Annotated in this window: 15 protein-coding genes and 1 other annotated feature; of the genes, 10 read left to right on the plus strand and 5 right to left on the minus strand. The window is 44.4% G+C overall.

Translation table 11 applies throughout. The annotated features are described in order from the left end of the window. The first annotated feature begins 23 nt into the window (after nucleotides 1-23). Genes ACQCV8_RS05335 through pelG form a run of 5 tightly spaced genes read left to right on the plus strand, consistent with a single transcriptional unit; the run spans nucleotide 24 to nucleotide 6,870 of the window. Nucleotides 24-1,271, plus strand: coding sequence for a hypothetical protein (locus ACQCV8_RS05335; protein ID WP_426843527.1), 1,248 nt, complete (start codon nucleotides 24-26; stop codon nucleotides 1,269-1,271). Then, a complete protein-coding gene (locus ACQCV8_RS05340) occupies nucleotides 1,268-2,170 on the plus strand; it encodes a hypothetical protein (protein ID WP_426843528.1) in 903 nt (300 codons plus the stop codon). The genes ACQCV8_RS05335 and ACQCV8_RS05340 overlap by 4 nt, the downstream gene beginning before the upstream one ends. Next, nucleotides 2,167-4,020, plus strand: a complete 1,854-nt coding sequence (locus ACQCV8_RS05345) for a DUF2194 domain-containing protein (RefSeq protein WP_426843529.1) — start codon at nucleotides 2,167-2,169, stop codon at nucleotides 4,018-4,020. Before ACQCV8_RS05340 ends, ACQCV8_RS05345 begins: the two co-directional genes overlap by 4 nt. After that, on the plus strand, nucleotides 4,020-5,456 hold the full coding sequence (gene pelF / locus ACQCV8_RS05350; RefSeq protein ID WP_426843530.1) for a GT4 family glycosyltransferase PelF: 1,437 nt from the start codon (nucleotides 4,020-4,022) through the stop codon (nucleotides 5,454-5,456). Before ACQCV8_RS05345 ends, pelF begins: the two co-directional genes overlap by 1 nt. Then, nucleotides 5,419-6,870 (plus strand): exopolysaccharide Pel transporter PelG, encoded by a 1,452-nt coding sequence (pelG, locus tag ACQCV8_RS05355; protein ID WP_426843531.1) that lies wholly within the window; start codon nucleotides 5,419-5,421, stop codon nucleotides 6,868-6,870. Before pelF ends, pelG begins: the two co-directional genes overlap by 38 nt. Nucleotides 6,871-7,158: 288 nt before the next feature. Here pelG and ACQCV8_RS05360 read toward each other — a convergent pair whose 3' ends face one another. Continuing rightward, nucleotides 7,159-8,016 (minus strand): YihY/virulence factor BrkB family protein, encoded by an 858-nt coding sequence (locus ACQCV8_RS05360; protein ID WP_426843532.1) that lies wholly within the window; start codon nucleotides 8,014-8,016, stop codon nucleotides 7,159-7,161. A 161-nt stretch (nucleotides 8,017-8,177) separates the two neighbouring features. On the opposite strand from ACQCV8_RS05360, the gene ACQCV8_RS05365 reads away from it, so the two are divergent. Continuing rightward, nucleotides 8,178-8,330, plus strand: a complete 153-nt coding sequence (locus ACQCV8_RS05365; RefSeq protein WP_426843533.1) for a YjcZ family sporulation protein — start codon at nucleotides 8,178-8,180, stop codon at nucleotides 8,328-8,330. 44 nt (nucleotides 8,331-8,374) lie between these two features. Here ACQCV8_RS05365 and ACQCV8_RS05370 read toward each other — a convergent pair whose 3' ends face one another. After that, nucleotides 8,375-11,296, minus strand: coding sequence for a transglycosylase domain-containing protein (locus tag ACQCV8_RS05370; RefSeq protein WP_426843534.1), 2,922 nt, complete (start codon nucleotides 11,294-11,296; stop codon nucleotides 8,375-8,377). A 121-nt stretch (nucleotides 11,297-11,417) separates the two neighbouring features. After that, nucleotides 11,418-11,642: a binding site (T-box leader), on the plus strand. A gap of 55 nt (nucleotides 11,643-11,697) precedes the next feature. On the opposite strand from ACQCV8_RS05370, the gene tyrS reads away from it, so the two are divergent. Both tyrS and ACQCV8_RS05380 read left to right on the plus strand, forming a co-directional pair. Further along, a complete protein-coding gene (tyrS, locus tag ACQCV8_RS05375; protein WP_426843535.1) occupies nucleotides 11,698-12,957 on the plus strand; it encodes a tyrosine--tRNA ligase in 1,260 nt (419 codons plus the stop codon). Nucleotides 12,958-13,147: 190 nt separating this feature from the next. Next, nucleotides 13,148-13,675, plus strand: coding sequence for a cupin domain-containing protein (locus ACQCV8_RS05380; protein ID WP_426843536.1), 528 nt, complete (start codon nucleotides 13,148-13,150; stop codon nucleotides 13,673-13,675). A 102-nt stretch (nucleotides 13,676-13,777) separates the two neighbouring features. Here the strand turns inward: ACQCV8_RS05380 and rpsD are convergent, their stop codons facing one another. Then, the gene (gene rpsD / locus ACQCV8_RS05385) at nucleotides 13,778-14,380 is read right to left on the minus strand and encodes a 30S ribosomal protein S4 (RefSeq protein ID WP_426843537.1); all 603 of its coding nucleotides are present in this window, start codon (nucleotides 14,378-14,380) and stop codon (nucleotides 13,778-13,780) included. Between the two features lie 337 nt (nucleotides 14,381-14,717). Here rpsD and ACQCV8_RS05390 point away from each other — a divergent pair, with 337 nt between their 5' ends. Next, nucleotides 14,718-16,538 (plus strand): diguanylate cyclase domain-containing protein, encoded by a 1,821-nt coding sequence (locus tag ACQCV8_RS05390; protein ID WP_426843538.1) that lies wholly within the window; start codon nucleotides 14,718-14,720, stop codon nucleotides 16,536-16,538. Between the two features lie 170 nt (nucleotides 16,539-16,708). On the opposite strand, the gene ACQCV8_RS05395 is transcribed toward ACQCV8_RS05390, so the two are convergent. After that, complete coding sequence (locus ACQCV8_RS05395; protein ID WP_426843539.1) at nucleotides 16,709-17,188, minus strand: GAF domain-containing protein; 480 nt, start codon at nucleotides 17,186-17,188, stop codon at nucleotides 16,709-16,711. 154 nt (nucleotides 17,189-17,342) lie between these two features. Here ACQCV8_RS05395 and refZ point away from each other — a divergent pair, with 154 nt between their 5' ends. After that, entirely contained in the window at nucleotides 17,343-17,954 is a 612-nt protein-coding gene (refZ, locus tag ACQCV8_RS05400; RefSeq protein WP_426843799.1) for a forespore capture DNA-binding protein RefZ, read from the plus strand. Here the strand turns inward: refZ and hisJ are convergent. After that, on the minus strand, nucleotides 17,944-18,750 hold the full coding sequence (gene hisJ / locus ACQCV8_RS05405; RefSeq protein ID WP_426843540.1) for a histidinol-phosphatase HisJ: 807 nt from the start codon (nucleotides 18,748-18,750) through the stop codon (nucleotides 17,944-17,946). The genes refZ and hisJ overlap by 11 nt on opposite strands. Between the last annotated feature and the right edge of the window lie 112 nt (nucleotides 18,751-18,862).

The raw sequence follows: 18,862 nt of genomic DNA on the forward strand, positions 1-18,862 counted from the left end.
TTTTTGTAAGATCAACCTATTTTTTGCCGAAAGTAGTGATTCTTTTGATCTATAATCAGTCGAAAACAATACGAAAAGTAATAGAAGCATTTTCCCTGACAGGATTAAATGCAGCAGCCATTTTCTATTTTAGCGAAAATCTTCCTGCACTTGGCTTGTTTGTCTGGCCTGTTGCTATTGTACTGATTTCTCTCAGATACGGCATCTACCCCGGCTTTATTCCTTTTTCCGGTGCAGTGATCACCACGTTGTTTTACGAAGTTAACCAGGGCGGAGATTTGTATTTATTTTTTACAAACTTCGAAAGCATATTAACGCTTCTCCTGTATTTTTTCCTCCTCCTTTTTACAGGTCTGTCACGTAATTCCCAGCAGGAACGGTATTCGGATTTAACAACCCTTTATCAGGAGGCTTCAGAAGAAAAAAGGCAGTTGAAAGAGGCACTTGAAGATGCACTGGAAGTAAATCGGCTGTACAGGAAACGGTTTTTAGAATCCGAGGATGCATTTTCGGAAATGTATGATATGGTTACGGCTTTGAATTTCACAGATTCTGATACGATTTTTAATGAACTGGTCAGAATCGTGCAGCTGAGATTCAGAAGCAGCCAGCTTGTTTTGTATTATATTTCTTCTCAGGGACATTCCATCCGCTCAAAAATCAACACAAATAAGGTGGGAAGCCTAAAATCGAATTACAGGGGAGAAGACGTTCCTGGACTGATCAGCAAGGTGATGAATCACTCTCCCCGCGTTCTTTTCAAATCGGCTGATGAAGCCGATGATTCTCCAATGATTGCAGGCCCTGTGTTTGTAGTCGGAGAGATGAGGTATGTGATGGCACTGAATGGTGTAAAGCTTGAGTCATGTACAGCCCATCACATTCAATGGCTTGACTGGTGTTTGAAGTGGGCAGGAAACAGGCTTAGCTTTGCTTACAAATACGAACAGGAAAAAAATCATCTCGAACGTTATGAGGGAACGGGGATTTATAAGCTGGCCTCCTTTTTTAGAAAGTTCAATGCGGAGCTGGAAAGAGTTGAAAAAATCGGCCAGCCTTTCGTAATTTTTGAAATACACACGCCAGGTTTATCCATAGGGGAGATTGATCTTACAGTTAAAAATCAGCTAAGGGAACTTGATTCAGCGGGGTGGGATGAAGAGACGGATATTCTTTATGTTTTGCTTCCCGGTGTTGAACCGGCTTTTGAAGCGTCTGTAAAAGCAAGGCTTCAGAATGCACTTCGGAAGGAGGCGGCTCCAGTCAAATGATTTGGATGTTTTTTTTAGGTATTCTGCTGGGAGTTATTGCTGCCGTTTTATCTCGCCGCTATGCCAAAAATATGGAACGCAGCCAGCACGGCCTCCTTTTCCTTTGGGTGCTGCTTGCATGCGCTGTGCCCATAATAGGATTTATAGGAGGATGGGCTGTGGTGTACGTCTTCCGTAAAAGGCAGGATGGAACATTTATGGAAGACTACTCAACCTATATCCATAATAAGGTTTACAATTTTGAGAGCTTAAGAGAAATGCTCAAGCAGGACCGGCATTTATTATCTGCTGAAGGACAAACGTCAGAAAATTCTTGGATGATAAAAAGTCTTTTGCTGAATATGTCCAATGAGAAAAACACTCATCAGGAAAAAATCATAAAAAAAGGGCTTAGCCATCCTGATCAGGAGGCGGTTCATTATGCTGCTACGATAACCAATGTGCTGCAGGACCGGCTGTTAAACCAATTACAAAAATTAAAAATAGAGAAATCACCGGAACTTCCAAACAGCTATGAAGTGCTTCTTGAATCCTATCAGGAGTACCTATCAAGTGATTTGCTCTCGTCCGCATTGCGGGAAAAGACAGAGAAAGAGTATGAGATGTTTCTAAAGGAGGCCTCTGGACTTTTTCCGGAGCATGATTCCTTTACTGTGGCGCTGGCGGATTTCTTACTGGAAAGCAATCCGGAAGAATCGGATAAGCTATATGAAAGAATTTACGAAAAAGATCCCCGTTCATCCAAGCTGATGTGGGGGAAATTGCGGATTTCTTATCAAAAAGGAGAATGGAATCAAGTATTTCGACTGGCAACATTGCTTATGGAACATCCGGATTTGCGTTTTTTTTCTGAGCAGCAGCAGGAAACCATCCGTTTTTTGGGAGGGAAGGCTGAATGAATCGCAATGTTCCGGGCTTTGTCCAATTCACCTCTATTTTGGCTGTTTTATTGCTGGCAGGCGTTTTGTATATGAATACAGATCGATTTTATGCGAGTCTTCCGGCAGCGGAATCGGACGCCGCTTCTGAAAAGCTTACCTTTATGAATTCTGAATGGGATGGGAAGGCAAACGATCTGAACCGTATCAAGATTTATTTAGCTGAGCCTGAAAAAGGAAACCTTCTTAGTGAGAGGACGCATGCCAACATTTTAGCAGCCCTTCAATATGCGAAAATCCCGTTGGAAGTCATTTCTCCCCGTCAAATGGAGTCTCTTAAACCAAATCCATATACGATGATTATTTTAACGGGAGAAGATTCCTCACGCTGGAATTTAGAAGTCATAAAAAAGTTTGTCAGGGAAGGCGGGCGGTTATTCGCGGCTAACCGCTTTTCTGATCCGGCTTGGCATAATCTGCTTGGGATTGAGCAGGCACATGGCTACAATGATACAGTTAAAGGCGCAGTGTTCTCGGAGTCTTTTTTTAAAGGCTATCCAGATTTAGGTCCGGAAAGCGAATTTTTTTCAAACAGTATGCTGAAAGCAGAGCTTAGTCCGGATTCCATGACCTATATTACCGCAGAGAGCCTGCCCCTTCTGTGGACGCATGATGAAGGAACGGGCCGGGTTGCCGTCTGGAATGGCACAAGCCTGCAGGAAAAATCCGCAAGAGGCCTGCTTGTCCATTCCATCAGTCTTGCTTTTCCGGCTTTTTTATCCGGACAGATGGGAGGGAAGGTTATGTTCATCGATGACTTCCCTGCCCCCATTGCCGAAACAAGCTCAGAGCAATTTCAGAAAACGTATGGAATGTCCTACGAGCAGTTCTATCGGAACCGCTGGTGGCCGGATATGAAAGAAATCAGTAAGCTTTATCAAATCCCCTACACGGGCGCATTAATAGGCACCTACCAGGACAAACCTGATCTCTCAAGCCAGGAAATGCTGAGCATGAGTGAGAGGGACTTGCTTGGATACGGCAGGCAGCTGATCCAGGGAAATGGAGAGCTGGCCCTGCATGGCTACAACCATGAGTCTCTCCTTACAAAAAGCGATCCGGTATCTGCTGAGTTCGGATACCGCCCTTGGAGATCAGAGGAAGAGATGGTGAACTCCCTGCTGGAAGTAAAAGCGCTGAAGGAAGAACTTTTTGCAGCACAGCAGCTGAAAACCTATGTCCCTCCTTCTAACTTGCTGAACCGGTCCGGAATATCCGCTTTAAAGAAAGCTGTGCCTGAATTGGAAGTGATCGCCAGCCTTTATATAGGAGATCCTTCCAACGGAAGCCTGATTCAGGAGTTTGACTATGACTCAGTGTATAAAGAGCTTTACCATTTTCCAAGGATAAACAGCGGCTATCATTTTTCGAAGGAAGATCAGTTCCAGCTCGCTGACTCAATTGCTAACATGGGAGTGTTTTCTCACTTTATTCATCCAGATGATGTCCTTGATGAAGCCCGATCTAAGCAGGGAGACTGGGAAGCGATGAAAAACAGCTATACATCGATGCAGAAGTTTTTGGCAGAAGAATTCAGTCACGTTAAGGGATATAAGCAAATTGATGCTAAAAGAAGAATGGATGCTTACCAAAAAGGAAAATGGAGTTTTTCTTACAATCCGGAAGGAATTGAGATCCATGGTTACAATGTACCATCCCCTTCTTATTTTTATCTGAGGCTGGAGCCCGGGAAAAGGCTGAAGACAGGAGAGCATCCTTTCGGCCATGTCAAAAAACAGCAGGATCATCTCTATCTGATTACGATGACACAGCCTGATGCAGCCATCAGCTATATAGAGGAGAATGCATAATGAGAGCAGGTCTGATTGCTGAGGGAAGCTATCCTTATGTAAGCGGGGGAGTATCAAGCTGGCTTCATACCCTTATTAAAGGCATGAATGAGATCGAATTTTCGCTTTTTACAATTACCCCTGAGGCAAAGGGGGTAAAAGATTTCAAATACAGGCTTCACCCTAATACTGTGCATCATCATAACATTGCATTAATGTCCGCCTTCAGGCCGGAAATACAGAAATCCAACCTGACAGATGGGGAACTTCTGCTGCTTTTTAAATGGTTTACGTTTCAGACCCGGAATCCAGAAGCCCTGATCATTATGGGAGACAGAAGCAGGATGGGTTCGAGTGAAGCATTCTTTGAAAGTGAAGCATTTTATAAGCTTGTTCAGAAATGCTATGAATATGAAGGACTGTTTGGATCATTTCTTGATTACATGTGGATGTGGAAATCCATGTACAGTCCAATCCTGCATCTCCTGCAGCAGGACTTCAGCTCAGTGGATGTGATCCATACCGCTTCAACCGGCTATGGCGGACTAGTCGGCGCCTATATTTCAAAGGTGCAGGACGTGCCTTTTATCATTACGGAGCACGGAATTTATTCAAGGGAAAGAGAAGAAGAAATTCTGCAATCCTCTTGGATTCCTGCTGTTTATAAAAAAAGATGGATCCAGCTTTTCCATCATTTATCCGCCATTGCGTATGACCAGGCATCTGATATCATCACCCTGTTTAAAAAAAATCAGGACTATCAGCTTGAACTTGGGGCTCCCCCTGAAAAAACAGCGATTATCCCGAATGGGATCGGAATTCATTCTCCAAAAGCCAGAAAAAAAACGAGCTCTGTGTTTCATATCGGAGCCATCGTGAGGGTGGTTCCGATTAAAGATATAAAAACCATGATTTACGCTGCCAACACACTGAAAAAATGGGGCTGTGCCTTTCATTGGTCTATTCTTGGACCGGATGAGGAGATGCCTGAGTATGCCCGGGAGTGCAAAGAACTGGTTCTAAGCCTTGGTCTTGAACTGCATATGACCTTTACCGGCAGGGTCAATATCGAGGAGTATTTGCCTGATTTTGATGTGTGTGTTCTAAGCAGCCTTTCAGAGGGGCAGCCGCTTGCAATTCTTGAAGGGATGGCTGCCGGAAAGCCATGGGTAGCAACAGATGTGGGAGGCTGCCGGGAGCTGATTGAAGGAAAAGAGGATGATCCTTACGGGGCATCGGGATTCATCATTCCGCCTATTCAGCCGGATGAACTCGCAGATCGGTTAAAATGGTGCATCGGCCATCCGGAGCTTCTGGAGAAAATGGGACGCAGCGGCCTTCAGCGTGTTAAACACGATTATTTGATTGAAAATGTTATAGCAGCATACAGAAGTCTTTATCAGAAAAGAGGTGGAGCGGTTGGCGGGCATCGGATTCCAGCTGCAGGAACTATTTAAGGAAGATTACTATTCTTCAAGGTTTAAAGCCTATTTATATTCCCTCTTTGTCACAGCAGGACCATGGCTGATTGTCATTTTAACCATTCTGATGCTGCAGCTGCTGCTTCAGGCTGTTCCAGATGTTACGGCTGAAAACAAACAGCTTTTCATGATTTCCGTATCCTATTGTTTTATGTTTTCCCAAGTGCTGTTTGGCTTTCAGCAGCTCGTTGTTACGCGCTATGTGGCGGACTGTCTTTATGAAAAAAAAGAAGAAAAAGTTTTTTCTTCTTTCCTGGGATTTTCAGCCGTAACGATAGCAGCTGCAGGACTGCTTTGGCTCATATTCGCCTTGCTTTCCCCCATAGGATGGGATTATAAGCTGCTGATGCTTAGTTTATTCATTATGCTGAATCTCATTTGGGTTATGCTGCTGTATTTATCAGGTGCAAAGAATTATCAGGCCATCGCGCTTTCCTTTTTGGCTGGCGGAATTTTCTCAATCGGATTCTTATTCTTGTGCATGAAATGGTTTCCCTTTTTTGAGGGGGAGTGGTCTGCGGCATGGATGATGATGGGGTCCTTTACAGGAGGTATGGCCATAACCTTTTTTGGGCTTGTTGTATCGATGCTCAAAACCTTTCCTGACAGGTCGGCGACTGCCCCCTTTGCCTATTTGGCTTACTTTGATAAATATGGCCTGCTTGCATTCACAGGGATATTTTATAATGCCGGTCTCTGGATCAGCAACTGGATCATTTGGCTGAACAGCGGGGAATGGCTGCTTGGAACTTTCCGCTATCATCCCAGCTATGATACTGCCCTGTTTTATGCCTACCTGACGATACTTCCCACTTATGTAATCTTTGTCGTTTCAATTGAAACGAGATTTTATGAAAGGTACAAAACCTTCTTCTCCTTTATAAATGATGGCGGAACACTGAGCCAGATCATGAAGTCGAAAACCTCAATGATTCTTGTGCTCAAGCAGGAACTGGAAAGACTTGTAAGGTATCAGGGCTTTATTTCTCTCGCTCTGCTGATTTTGGCTGTCCTGCTGCTTCCCCTGTTTATAAAGGCGGATTCTGTACTGGACCTGTTCCGTATCACCATCATTGGAGCCTTCTTTAACGGGATGACGCTGATTATGATGCTCCTTCTCCTTTATTTTGATGACCGGAGGGGTGCGTTTCGCACAGCTCTGCTTTTTTTCAGCGGTATTGCCATTACTACGGTTGTCTTTCTCCCCGCCGGTGAATCAGCATATGGTACGGGCTTTACACTCGGCAGTTTAATCAGCTTTATCTATTCCTCTGCACGGCTCTTTCAGTATGTCGGCAAAGCTGATTACTATGCGTTTTGCAGATCTCACAAAACACGATCTGATGGGCCTTTTCACCGCCTTGCCCTGAAGCTTGAACGGTGGATTTAAAGTTCAGGCAAACAGCCTGTGCCGGAAGAGAAAGCGATGTATCCTATAAGCAAAGAAGTGCTCAGAGACTGGCTCTGAGCACTTTTTTGCCTGCTGCAACGGGAGACTATTACTTTAACCTCTTGTCCGCCAAGGACTGTGGAAGCAGCGGGTCAAATGCCTGACTTGTTTAGACTTTCTGTACAACAGATTGGAAAGATGGTACTGCGTGCCAGTCCTTTATCCGAATAAGGCTCGGAACACCTTAGTGGCTCCGGGCCTTACCCACCTACCCATCTGTATGGTTTCCTATAATGATGCTTTTTTATCGTCCTTTTCATCCGTTTCTGAATAGCAGTGCTGGCTGGTTCTTTTACAAAACCGGATTGCGTTAATTTCACCGCCAATCAGAATAACAAAGCCGGATAAATAAAGCCAGGTCAGTAAAACGATTACCCCGCCCAGACTTCCGTAGGTTGCCTGGTAATTTCCAAATTGGCTTACGTATAAGGAGAATCCGAATGAAAGCAGCTGCCACAGCAGTGTGCCGACAATGGCTCCCGGATAGACGTCTCTCGCACGAAGTCCGAGGTTTGGAGAAAAGTAATAAATGACACCGAGAATCAATGCCATAAATACAAAAGCAATCATCCAGCGAATGACGGTAAATACACTGTCAGTCAAGGGGGTTTCAGGGAAAATACCCCTAATTCCGGAAAGGAGGACATCGCCGAAAATCGGCAATACGAGTGTAATGACAAGACCGAGTACGAGGCCGAAAGTCAATAGGATGGCCATGCCCCGCACCTTCCAAAAGGATCGGGATTCTTCAACCATATGTGCCTTGTTCAATGATCTCATTACCGCATTTGTCGCATTGGAAGCGGACCAAATCGTCCCGATGATCCCGATTGAAAGGAGTCCTCCATTAGGAGTGGAAATAAGAGAGGTGATTTGCTCTTCCAGAAGCTGACCTGTTTCTCCGGGAGCAAATTCATTGATAAACTTGCCGACGGATTGAGGATCGATTGAAAAGTAGGGAAGAAGTGTCAGTGAAAAAATCAGGAGCGGAAAAAGACTCAGCAGGAAATAATAGGCGAGTACGGCTGCCAAGTCTCCTAATTCATGCTTTTGAATACGCTGGATAAGTTCTTTGATGATGGTCATATACGGCCTCCTGTAAAAGGTTTCTTATGTGTATCTTACCCTCAGTAAATTTGATTTGAAACCTGGGCGGGGGAAGAGGGGGAAATTGGGGATGCGGACCGTTCCACAATTAAATGAGGGACCATATACTATCAGGAAAATGGAGAAGGGAGGCTAATAAAATGAGCGATTGCGGACATGGAGGATACAATGGCGGAGGATTTGCTCTTCTGGTTGTATTGTTTATTCTTTTGATTATCATCGGCGCATCTTACGTTGGAGGTTCATACGGCGGAGGCTGCGGAGGCGGCTACGGCGGAGGATTCGGCTGGTAATTAAAGCAGAAAGAGCCGGACCATTAATGGTCCGGCTTCTTTTTTTATGCCGCTGTTTCAGGCTCTTCTTCGGAGTCTTCAGCTGCAGGCTTCTGATCTGTTTCCTGATCTTCCGGCTCTGCAGGTTTATTTTCAGGAGGAGGATCCGGTTTTTCATTGTTTTCATCCGGCTTCTTATCAGGTACAGGTTCTTTTTCCTCCGGTTTTTCAGGAGCTTTCTTTTCGGGCGCATTTGGCCTTCGTCTCATTCCGGCTATTTGGGAAGGCGGTGATTCTTTGCCTCCTGCATCGACTGCTGTTACATAATAAGAAGCACTTCCCGAGCCGATAGTCAGCCCAGTGCCGTCCGCGACGGAAATACTTGCAATCCTTGTGAAGTTGCCTGACCCCCCTCCAGCCATATACACCCGGTAGCCGAGAATGTCTTTCTGATAAGCTGGAGACCAGTTCAGTGTTGCACCGCTGATGGAAACCCCTTTTAACCGGGCAGGAGAAACGCCATCATCCTCCAGTCTTTTTCCTGAATAAACGACAAGCTTTCCTATATCACTGGTATATTGGTACAGCTCCTTTGGAGAATTCAGTCCAAACCTGTCCAGCAGCTCCTGCTTGATCATCGGTCCTTCATATACAAAATCCTGCGGGGCGCTTGCAGGCACCTCATAGGCTGTGCCATTCTGAAGAACGTACTTTCCAGTCCGAAGGCTGTCATCCACTTTGCTTGGAGCATATTTCACGTTAAACAGATCGGATTTTACAAAGCCTGCCTGCCTGCACAATTCGGAGGGAAGGGCTCCAGATAGGGCACAATAAGAAAATTCGGCTATCCCTTCAGGCATTTTAAAAGGTTCCTCAGGAGCAATCAACTCAGGATTTTTTTCATGGGCTGCATTGATAAGAGCTGCCCAGATTTCCTGGCTCCGCGTGCTGTAGGATTTTCCTTTATAGGATTGGATGGTGGCTTCGGTATCATAGCCAATCCATGTCCCAAATGAAACACTGGGATTGGAAGCAACAAACCAGGCATCTATCGTATCCTGGCTCGTACCGGTTTTTCCAGCCCAGTCTGCACTGAAATTGAGCAATCCGGGAACTCTTGAACCTGTCCCTCCATTTAAAACATCACGCATCATGTCGATTGTGAGGTACGCGGTTTGAGGGGAAAAGACCTCCTCAGTCACTTTTTCATGCTGATATACAGCTGTTCCGTCAGCCTTGCGGATGCTCTCAATCATGTAGGCATCCGTAAATTTCCCTCCAGCTGCAAAGGTAGAATAGGCATTTACGTTTTCTTCCACAGATACTTTGGCTCCTCCTCCAAGCGAGAGGGAAAGAACGTCTTCAAAATTTTTATTTATGCCCATTTTCGTCAGGTACCGTGTGGGTTCCGTCGGCATCAGCTTAGAATAGCCCCTTATAACGGCCTGATTATAGGATTTAGCCAGAGCTGTTCTTGCAGTTACCAGCCCATGGGATTTCCTGTCAAAGTTTTTTGGATAAGGATCCCCGTTTGCTTTTATATCATAGGGCAAATCAGCTAAAACGCTGCCGGGCTGCAAAAACCCTTCCTCCAGCGCAGGACCGTAAAACACGAGGGGTTTCATGGTTGATCCATTTGACCGTCCTCTATTTGTTCCGGCTGTTGCATGATTTATTTGCTCCCTGGAATGATCACGCCCGCCAACAAAGCTGATGATTTTGCCGCTTTTGTTTTCCATTAAGAGTGCTCCGACCTCGAGCGGTTCTTTCACTTGTTCCATTTTACCGGTATCGTTATTTTTCTTCATAACCGTGTTTACCTGTCCGTAATCCGGATAGTTTTCAGCTGCTTTCTGCATCGCTTCAAAGATATCTTTGTTTATAGTCGTTTGAATACGGTAGCCGTTCTGCCTTAATTCACGATCTGCAAGAGCGAGATAGTCTGCTCTCAGTTTCGGATCTTCATCAAGATCCTTTGGCAAAAATCCATCTTCATCGGCCAGCTGAATCATCAGAATTTCTTTTGCTCTCTTTTCAATTTCATCTGTCAGGAAAGGATACTTATTATAAAGACGGTTTTTGTTAGGCTTTTTAAACTGAGCGGTTATATCCTCCGCCGAAGCGCTTTCATATTCAGAGAGGGTAATCTTATTTTCGCTGAGCATCCGGCTGAGAACGGTCTTCATTCTATTAACCCCGGCAGAGAAGTCTTTTTTCAGCTCTCCGTTATTTGTATAGGGGGTATAGGCAAAAGGACTTTGAGGCATTCCAGCAAGAAAAGCAGCCTGAGCGATGCTCAAATCTTTAGCGCTTACCCCAAAGATGCCCATGGCAGCCGTTTCTGCTCCGGCAATATTTCTTCCGGAATTATCCCTCCCGAAATCAGCCATATTCAAGTAGGACTCAAGAATTTCATCTTTTTCAAAAAAACGTTCCAGTCTGAGCGCAAGCAGAATCTCTTTTGCCTTTCGGTCAAAGGAAACTTCATTTGTTAAGATCTGGTTTTTAATTAGCTGCTGGGTCAGAGTGCTTCCTCCACTTTGTGTGGGGGCATTCGTAAATTCCTGAAAAAGGGCTCTGAAAATGGCTTTCGGAACAACCCCGTCATGCTCATAGAAAAATTCATCTTCTGTAGAAATGATGGCATTTATCAAATGCGGAGATACTTCATCAAGCGCTACTTTTGTTCTGGACAAATCGGAACGGAGTTTGCCGATCAGCTCCTGGTTGTCAAAATATACTTCCGTTGTTTCTTCATAATTATAAATATCTTTTTTCATTTCATCGTAACTCAGTATTTCTTCGTTTTTTACAAGGGAAGCAAAATAGCCTGCACCTGCACTGCCGGCAAACACAACGAATGAACTGCATGCAATAATGGCTATTAAGGCTATATTCCACATAACACCGTAGGCGATTCTAAGTTTTTTTACCAAAAGAGGGCGTGTAGAAGAATCCCCAATTAATTTCTTTATCCATTTTTCCATTATAATCCTCCCCCCTGAAGCATAGATAGTATATCATAAAATTAACTGAAAATTGGAATCTATTGTCGGAAAATTGAATTTGACATGAAGGTATTGAATGTGGTAAAAATCAATATATGAATAGTGAGCGACGATTGGATGACAGTAACAGCTGTTTCCCTGTAGCAGAGAGCTGATGGCCGGTGAGAATCAGCACACAAACAGGCTGTGAATTACAATCCATGAGCATCTGAAGCTGCATTATGCAGCGGAAGACGGCCCCGGCCGTTATCTGTTAAAGCGAAGAATGGCTGTTTAGTGAACCATTCTTAAGTAGGGTGGTACCGCGACGTGATTCGTCCCTTCATTTTTAAAATGAAGGGGCTTTTTTATTTTCTATCAAAAGGCAAAGGAGTATAACCATGAACAATTTATTGCAGGATTTAACATTTAGAGGGCTTATAAGCCAGATAACAGATGAAGCCGGATTGGAAGAGGCATTGAATAAAGAATCCATCAAGCTGTACTCTGGATTCGATCCGACTGCGGACAGCCTGCACATCGGCCATATGCTTCCCATTCTTACATTAAAAAGATTTCAGGAGGCAGGACATCATCCAATAGCGCTGGTTGGAGGCGGTACGGGCCTGATTGGAGATCCAAGCGGGAAAAAAGCAGAAAGAACACTCAATACGGAAGACATCGTTCAGCTCTGGTCACAGCGGATCAAAGATCAGCTATCCAGATTCCTTGATTTTAAAGCTGAAAAAAATCCGGCTGTCCTTGCTAACAATTTCGACTGGCTTGGAAAAATGGACATTATTGAATTCCTGCGGGATGTAGGCAAATATTTCGGTGTGAATTACATGCTGGCAAAGGATTCTGTGAAAACAAGAATCGAATCCGGTATTTCTTTCACAGAATTCAGCTACATGATTCTTCAATCCTACGATTTCCTTAACCTATACCAAAACGAAGGCTGCAAGCTTCAAATTGGCGGAAGTGACCAATGGGGAAACATCACAGCAGGTCTTGAACTGATCCGTAAAACCGATGGGGATGCAAAAGCATTCGGACTGACCATTCCGCTCGTAACAAAGGCGGATGGAACGAAATTCGGGAAAACGGAGGGCGGAGCGGTGTGGCTTGACCGCGAAAAAACTTCCCCTTATGAGTTCTACCAATTCTGGATTAATGCAGATGACCGGGATGTAGTAAAATACTTAAAATACTTCACTTTCCTGTCCCATGAAGAAATCAATACTCTTGAGAAGGAAGTACAGGAAGCTCCGGAGAAGAGAACGGCTCAGAAACGCCTGGCCGAGGAAGTAACTGCAATGGTACACGGAGAGGAAGCGCTCAATCAATCCATCCGTATCTCTAAGGCTTTGTTCAGCGGGGACATTAAAGCATTAAGCGGAGAGGAAATCAAACAGGGCTTTAAGGATGTACCTGCTCATCAGGCAAGCAGCAAGGAGACCGGTCTGGTCGAACTGCTCGTGGAAGCCGGCATTTCTCCTTCGAAAAGACAGGCACGGGAGGATATTACCAACGGTGCTGTTTATATAAACGGAGAACGAAAACAGGAGCTTGATTACGTTCTGCAGGCTGAGGACAGGATAGATGACGAATTTACGATTATCCGAAGAGGGAAGAAGAAATATACAATGATCCAATTCTAGACTGAAAAGGCTGGTTCCGCTTTGCTGCGGGATCAGCCTTTTTAGTATGGGAACCAACCGGACTGGTCTGGAAGAAAAAAACTTCTGCTGGGGGAGTTCGAATAAGGAAACAAAAAAATGAGCTTTAAAAGTACATTTTCTAAACGTGGGCATAGGATAATTTGAAAATAAAGCTGAAGGGAAGGGTTAGATGCACCCATACTATAATGATCCATATCATCAAGGCTACAGCTGCAGGCAGTCTGCTTACTGGACTTATCCTTACGGCAATAATCAAGGGGGCTTCAGCAGAATTCCGCTGAAGGATTACGGCAAAAATCCGTTGGTTTTGAATATTGATGAAGCAACAAAGAAGAATAATAATTTCCGTACAGCTTTATGGACCGGAACTTATTTGCAGACGACACTGATGAGCATTCCTCCGGGCGGAGATATCGGATTGGAGATGCATCCTGACGTTGATCAATTTATACGGATCGAGCAAGGGCAAGGAATGGTCCAAATGGGGAAAAATAAAAACAATTTACCCTTTCAAGCGAATGTATTTGATGACTATGCCATCTTTATACCGGCAGGAACATGGCATAATCTAACCAATACAGGAAATGAACCCATTAAGCTTTATTCGATATACGCCCCTCCTAACCATCCGTTTGGAACGGTTCATGCAACCAAACAGGATGCTTTGGCAGCAGAAGAAGGATATATGCAGGGGTAAGTATTATAGTAGGGCAGCGCATATGCAAAAGAAAAACCCCCTGAAATCGCTGAGAACCAGCATTTCAGAGGGTTTTTGTGTGCTAATCTGCAAAGTGCAGGATTAACGGGAGTAGAACTCAACGATAAGAGATTCGTTAATTTCAGCTGGAAGCTCGGAACGCTCAGGAAAGCGAGTGTAAGTTCCTTCAAGCTTGTCAGCATCGAAAGTCAAGTATTCAGGAACGAAGCTGTTTACTTCCATAGCTTCTTTCACGATATCAAGATTACGGGATTTTTCACGCAATGTGATCACTTGACCAGGTTTCACTTGGAAAGATGGAATGTCAACGCGAGCGTTGTCAACCATGATGTGACCGTGGTTTACCAATTGACGGGCCTGACGGCGTGTGCGCGCAAGACCAAGACGGTAAACAACGTTGTCAAGGCGGGATTCAAGCAAAGCCATGAAGCTCTCACCAAGGATCCCTTTCATTTTTCCAGCTTTAACGAACGTGTTGCGGAACTGGCGCTCGTTTACTCCGTACATATGACGAAGCTTTTGTTTTTCCTGAAGTTGAAGACCATACTCAGAAAGTTTTTTACGCTGTCCGGGACCGTGTTGTCCAGGAGCGTAAGGGCGTTTTTCTAATTCTTTACCTGTACCGCTTAGAGAGATTCCAAGACGGCGGGATAGTTTCCAGCTAGGGCCAGTATAACGAGACATTATATGACTCCTCCTTGTGTTTTTATTTTGTATAAAATAAAAACCAGACCGAACCTTACATGTATGACCATTATGTTTTCATGCATCCTCGCTCCAGCAGCAGGGAGTTACTCGATGCACCTCGTGTCAGGCACGGGAACAAAATGGGGACATCTATGCGATTCTGAGGCTGCAATATTTTACACAACAACTAACATTATAATCTCCAGCAAGTGTGAAGTCAAGGGTGAATTCCAAATGCTCTGAAGGGAAAAGTTCAACTATGGCGGGAGCAGGTTTTATGATATAATAAATCTATAAAATTTACTTAATTTGGAACTTAATGGGTGGTCCGTGCATGCAACAAACAAACAGCATCTTAACCTCGCTAAACGGCCGATTTTTTGCTTATTTATATACTGAAAGACCAGACCAATCTCTTGAGAAGGCAGCGCAGTGGCTGGCTTCTGAGCTCAAGGAATTATTCAGGGCAGGGAAGGTTTCTATATCCTGCTACTATTCTGCCAGCGATCCTCTGCTGCCGTATTATACGGCAAGCACTGCCCCTCAGCAAATAAGAGATTCTTCCCTGCCTGAGGTGAAAGAAGAGCTGTTTGCAAATGGTTTTTCAGAAAAGGCAAATCAATGCAGGCTGCTTCTTGGAGCCCCTTCTAATGAATGGTTTTCTATTCTTGAAATTCTGGACGCGGCTGCAATGGATAAAACCTGGCTGCCGGACTTAAGCAATGCCTGCTTCGAATTTTTATTCTATTGCAGAGAAGCAGAATTAAGCGCCTTAAATTCAAGAAAACATTCCCATCTATATGAAATGACGGAGCGGTTCCATTCATCCATGGATAAAGATCAGGTTCTCGTTAAGCTAATTGAGTCTCTTCAAAATATGTATACGGAAAACATATTTTATTTGTTTCTATCTCACGATAATGACAGTAAGCTGGATCTTCCTACAAAAGACTTGTATTTCGATGAAAAAGGGTCGGCTGACAGTGCTATGGAGGCTTTTCTGACTGGGACCTTAAAAATGGACAGAACGGCAGCCGGACAGCTGCACGTGTATATCCCGCTGAAGGGGCGCCAGGGGGTTTACGGCGTTCTGGAGGTTATATCAGGAAAAGCTGCTCCTATTAAAGAGTCAGAGGTTACGTTCATTATGATGCTTGCGAATGCTGCAGGAAATGCAATGGAAAACGCACAGCTTTATCAGCAGTCCCGCAAATTAATTGATGACTTGCGGCTTATTAATGAAACCTCCCATCAGCTTAATAAAAATCTCCCGCTCAAGGATACGATGAAATACCTTTCTAATCGGATTATCCGCTCATTTAATGCAATGGAAGCCGGTTTTTTTTACAGGGACTCCTCCGGAAACTATCAGCTTTTGCCGGGGAGCACCGGTTTTTTTATCACAGAAGAGGCTGAACCTTACGTCAGCTTAGTGCTTTCAAGAATCGAAAATGAGAAAGAGGGCATCTTTATCGGGAGCCTTGGAACGGAGACCGTTTCCGGTTTATTTAAATGCCTTATGGCCGTGCCAATGATGGAAAATGAGCAGATAAAAGGCTTTGCCATCGCCCTGCATTCAGTTCCATACCAATTCACGTTCGAAACATTTAAGCTGCTGCAGTCTCTTATCCATCATTCAGCCCTTGCTCTGACCAATTCGATGCTGCGGGAGGAGCTTGAGGCGCTTGTAAAAACAGATAATTTAACGAAGCTGTTTTCAAGGAACTATTTAAATGAGCGGATCCGGCAGTCGATGAAAGAGGAAAGAAACGGCGTATTTTTGTTAATTGATATTGATAATTTTAAAAATATTAATGATACATATGGCCATCAGGTTGGAGATGAAGTCCTCATCCAGGTAGGCGGTATTATCAAAAGCAGCATCCGGGAGAATGATGTGGGAGCCAGATGGGGCGGAGAAGAGCTTGCCATCTACCTTCCGCAGGTCGACTTGGAAGCGGGAATTGCAGTTGCAAGCCGTCTTGTAGAAAGAGTAAAAAACGTAACTGCACCTACTGTGACTATTTCCTGCGGTGTATCCGTCTGGGAGGCGGAGGGAGAAGACACCCCTAAAAGGCTTTTTCTAAGAGCGGATCGTGCTTTGTATGAGGCGAAAAGCAATGGAAAGGATCAAGTTGTGGTCCAGCCACTATGAAAAAGCGTCCGGCATAGGTGCCGGACGCTTTTTCGTGCATTGGAGTAAAGCCGAACATCATGATGGCTGGTATGAGTAGGGGGGAAAGCACGGTTTTGATTTTCCACCCGCTGATTGGAGCGGAAAGCGGACCCCCGTTAGCTGCAATCAGCAGCCAAAGTTAACAGAACTTAAAGAAAAGGAAGCAGAGCTTCTGCAAATTTTTCCAGGTACTCTTTATCCGTTTCGTTAAATCTCTTGAATGATGGGCTGTCTATGTCAAGAACACCAAAGACTTGACCATTCTTAACAAGAGGGATGACAATTTCAGAGTTCGTAGCGCCATCACAGGCAATGTGTCCAGGAAATTGATGAACGTCTTCAACAAGCTGTGTTTTCCCGGTGGCAGCGGCTGTTCCGCATACTCCTTTGCCGGAAGGAATGCGCACACAGGCTGGGAGGCCCTGGAAAGGCCCTAACACCAGCTCTCCCTCTTTCATTAAATAGAACCCAACCCAATTTACATCTTCAAGAAACTGGTTTAGCAGAGCTGATGCATTCGATAGGTTGGCAATCTGATCGTGCTCATCTTCAAGCAATGCTTGGAGCTGCTTAATCACTAATTCATAATTTTCTTTCGAGTTATTCGAATATTTTTCGACATGAAACATGAATGATCTCCTTCTTTCTATCTATTATATGAATCCAGGCTTCTTCCTGACAGAATTTTGTCGAGAATATGATAAAGGATTCCTGTTCCCTCTATGGAATGATGTATCAAGAATATACTAAGGGGTGAGCCGTGTGAAACAGGAAAACGTAAACATGACCAGGGAGAAGATTATCCAGTCTGCAATTGCTCTGTTTAATACAAATGGCTTCACTGGAACTTCCGTCAGGGCCATTGCTAAAAAAGCGAACGTTAACGTCGCTCATATCTCCTATTATTTCAATGGGAAGACAGGCCTGATGGAACACCTTGTTTCCCGGTTTTATGAAGGGTACCTTCAGGTTATGGAAGCTGCCATCCTCGCTGATATGGACAAAAGTCCAATCGTACGGCTTACCCGTTTAGTATTTGATATTTTAAACTACCAGCAGGAAAGACGTCAATTGACGCGATTTGTGTATCGGGAAATCACCCTGGATACAACCCTGATCCGGGAGGTAATGAGTACGTATATGGTGAAAGAAAAGTTTTTGCTGGCCACCCTTTTAGAAGAGGGAATAGCGGACAGCAGCTTAAATAAAATCCCAGTGGGGCATTTTATCGTCCAGCTGAAAGCGATGCTGACAATGCCGTTCTTGCAGCCGCAGTATATTGCTGAAGTCCTCTATTTGCAGCCGCATGAAAATTACTTTGTGAAACAATATTTTCATGAGCTTGAAAATTGGCTCGCTTTTATGCTCACACCGAAAGTACAGGCTATTTTATAACCATTTCTTCATATGTTTCATAATCCGCTCCAGTATCAGATGCAATGTGCGCATCTGATCCATATACGAGGGGAATTCCCATTTCCCGTGCTAAAACAGCTGCCTTTTCGTATGGATAAGGAACCCGGCAATTGGTTTTCCTAAGGCCTGCCGTATTATAGTCCAATTCATAGCCGGCTTTTCTGACCAATTCAAGCAGCCGGCTCACCGTCATGAAATCCCACTCCGGAGCAGGGAAAAGTTTTTTGAATTTATGAGCAAGGGTAATATGCCCGATCCTTTTCGGCTTGTATTTTCCAAGGTCTGCCAGTATGGAGCGTTCGACCGTCTTGTAATAGAGCTCGTACGTTTTTTCTGGAGAGCCTGTCAGTCGGGAAAGCTCATCAAACCCTTCCTCGCTGTAATCCAGACAGTAATAAGAGGAACGGTGCAGAAGAAAATGAACGGAAAGAATTCCATCATCCATCACTTCCCCGTATTCATCCAGAAAACTGGCTGTAGCTGCTTCGAATCCTTCAATATAATCTACTTCAAACCCAAGCTTAATCATTAAATCCTTTGAGTATTCCTTTTTGACCTCTTGAACGTCATGGATATACTGCTCTATCCGAGTCAGCGGCAACGAGCTGTCCTTGTCCGGAACCGGGTCTGTAAATCCGGCGGGGAGAGGGGCGTGCTCTGTAAACGTAAGCTCTGTGAAGCCAAGCCTGATGGCCCTTTCTGCATACTCATGAAGGGCATCAGAGGAGCCATGAGGGCAAAAGGGAGTATGTACATGGCCGTCAATTTTCTTCAATTTTATTTCCTCCTTCGCGCAAAGCAGGTAATAGGATGTAAAAAATTAAAAAAATTGGTCAAAAAATATCGTTAACATGGTATCATAAAAACATTGAAATAACATAATTTTA

Source organism: Metabacillus sp. 84 (assembly GCF_050107715.1).
GTDB lineage: Bacteria > Bacillota > Bacilli > Bacillales > Bacillaceae > Metabacillus_B.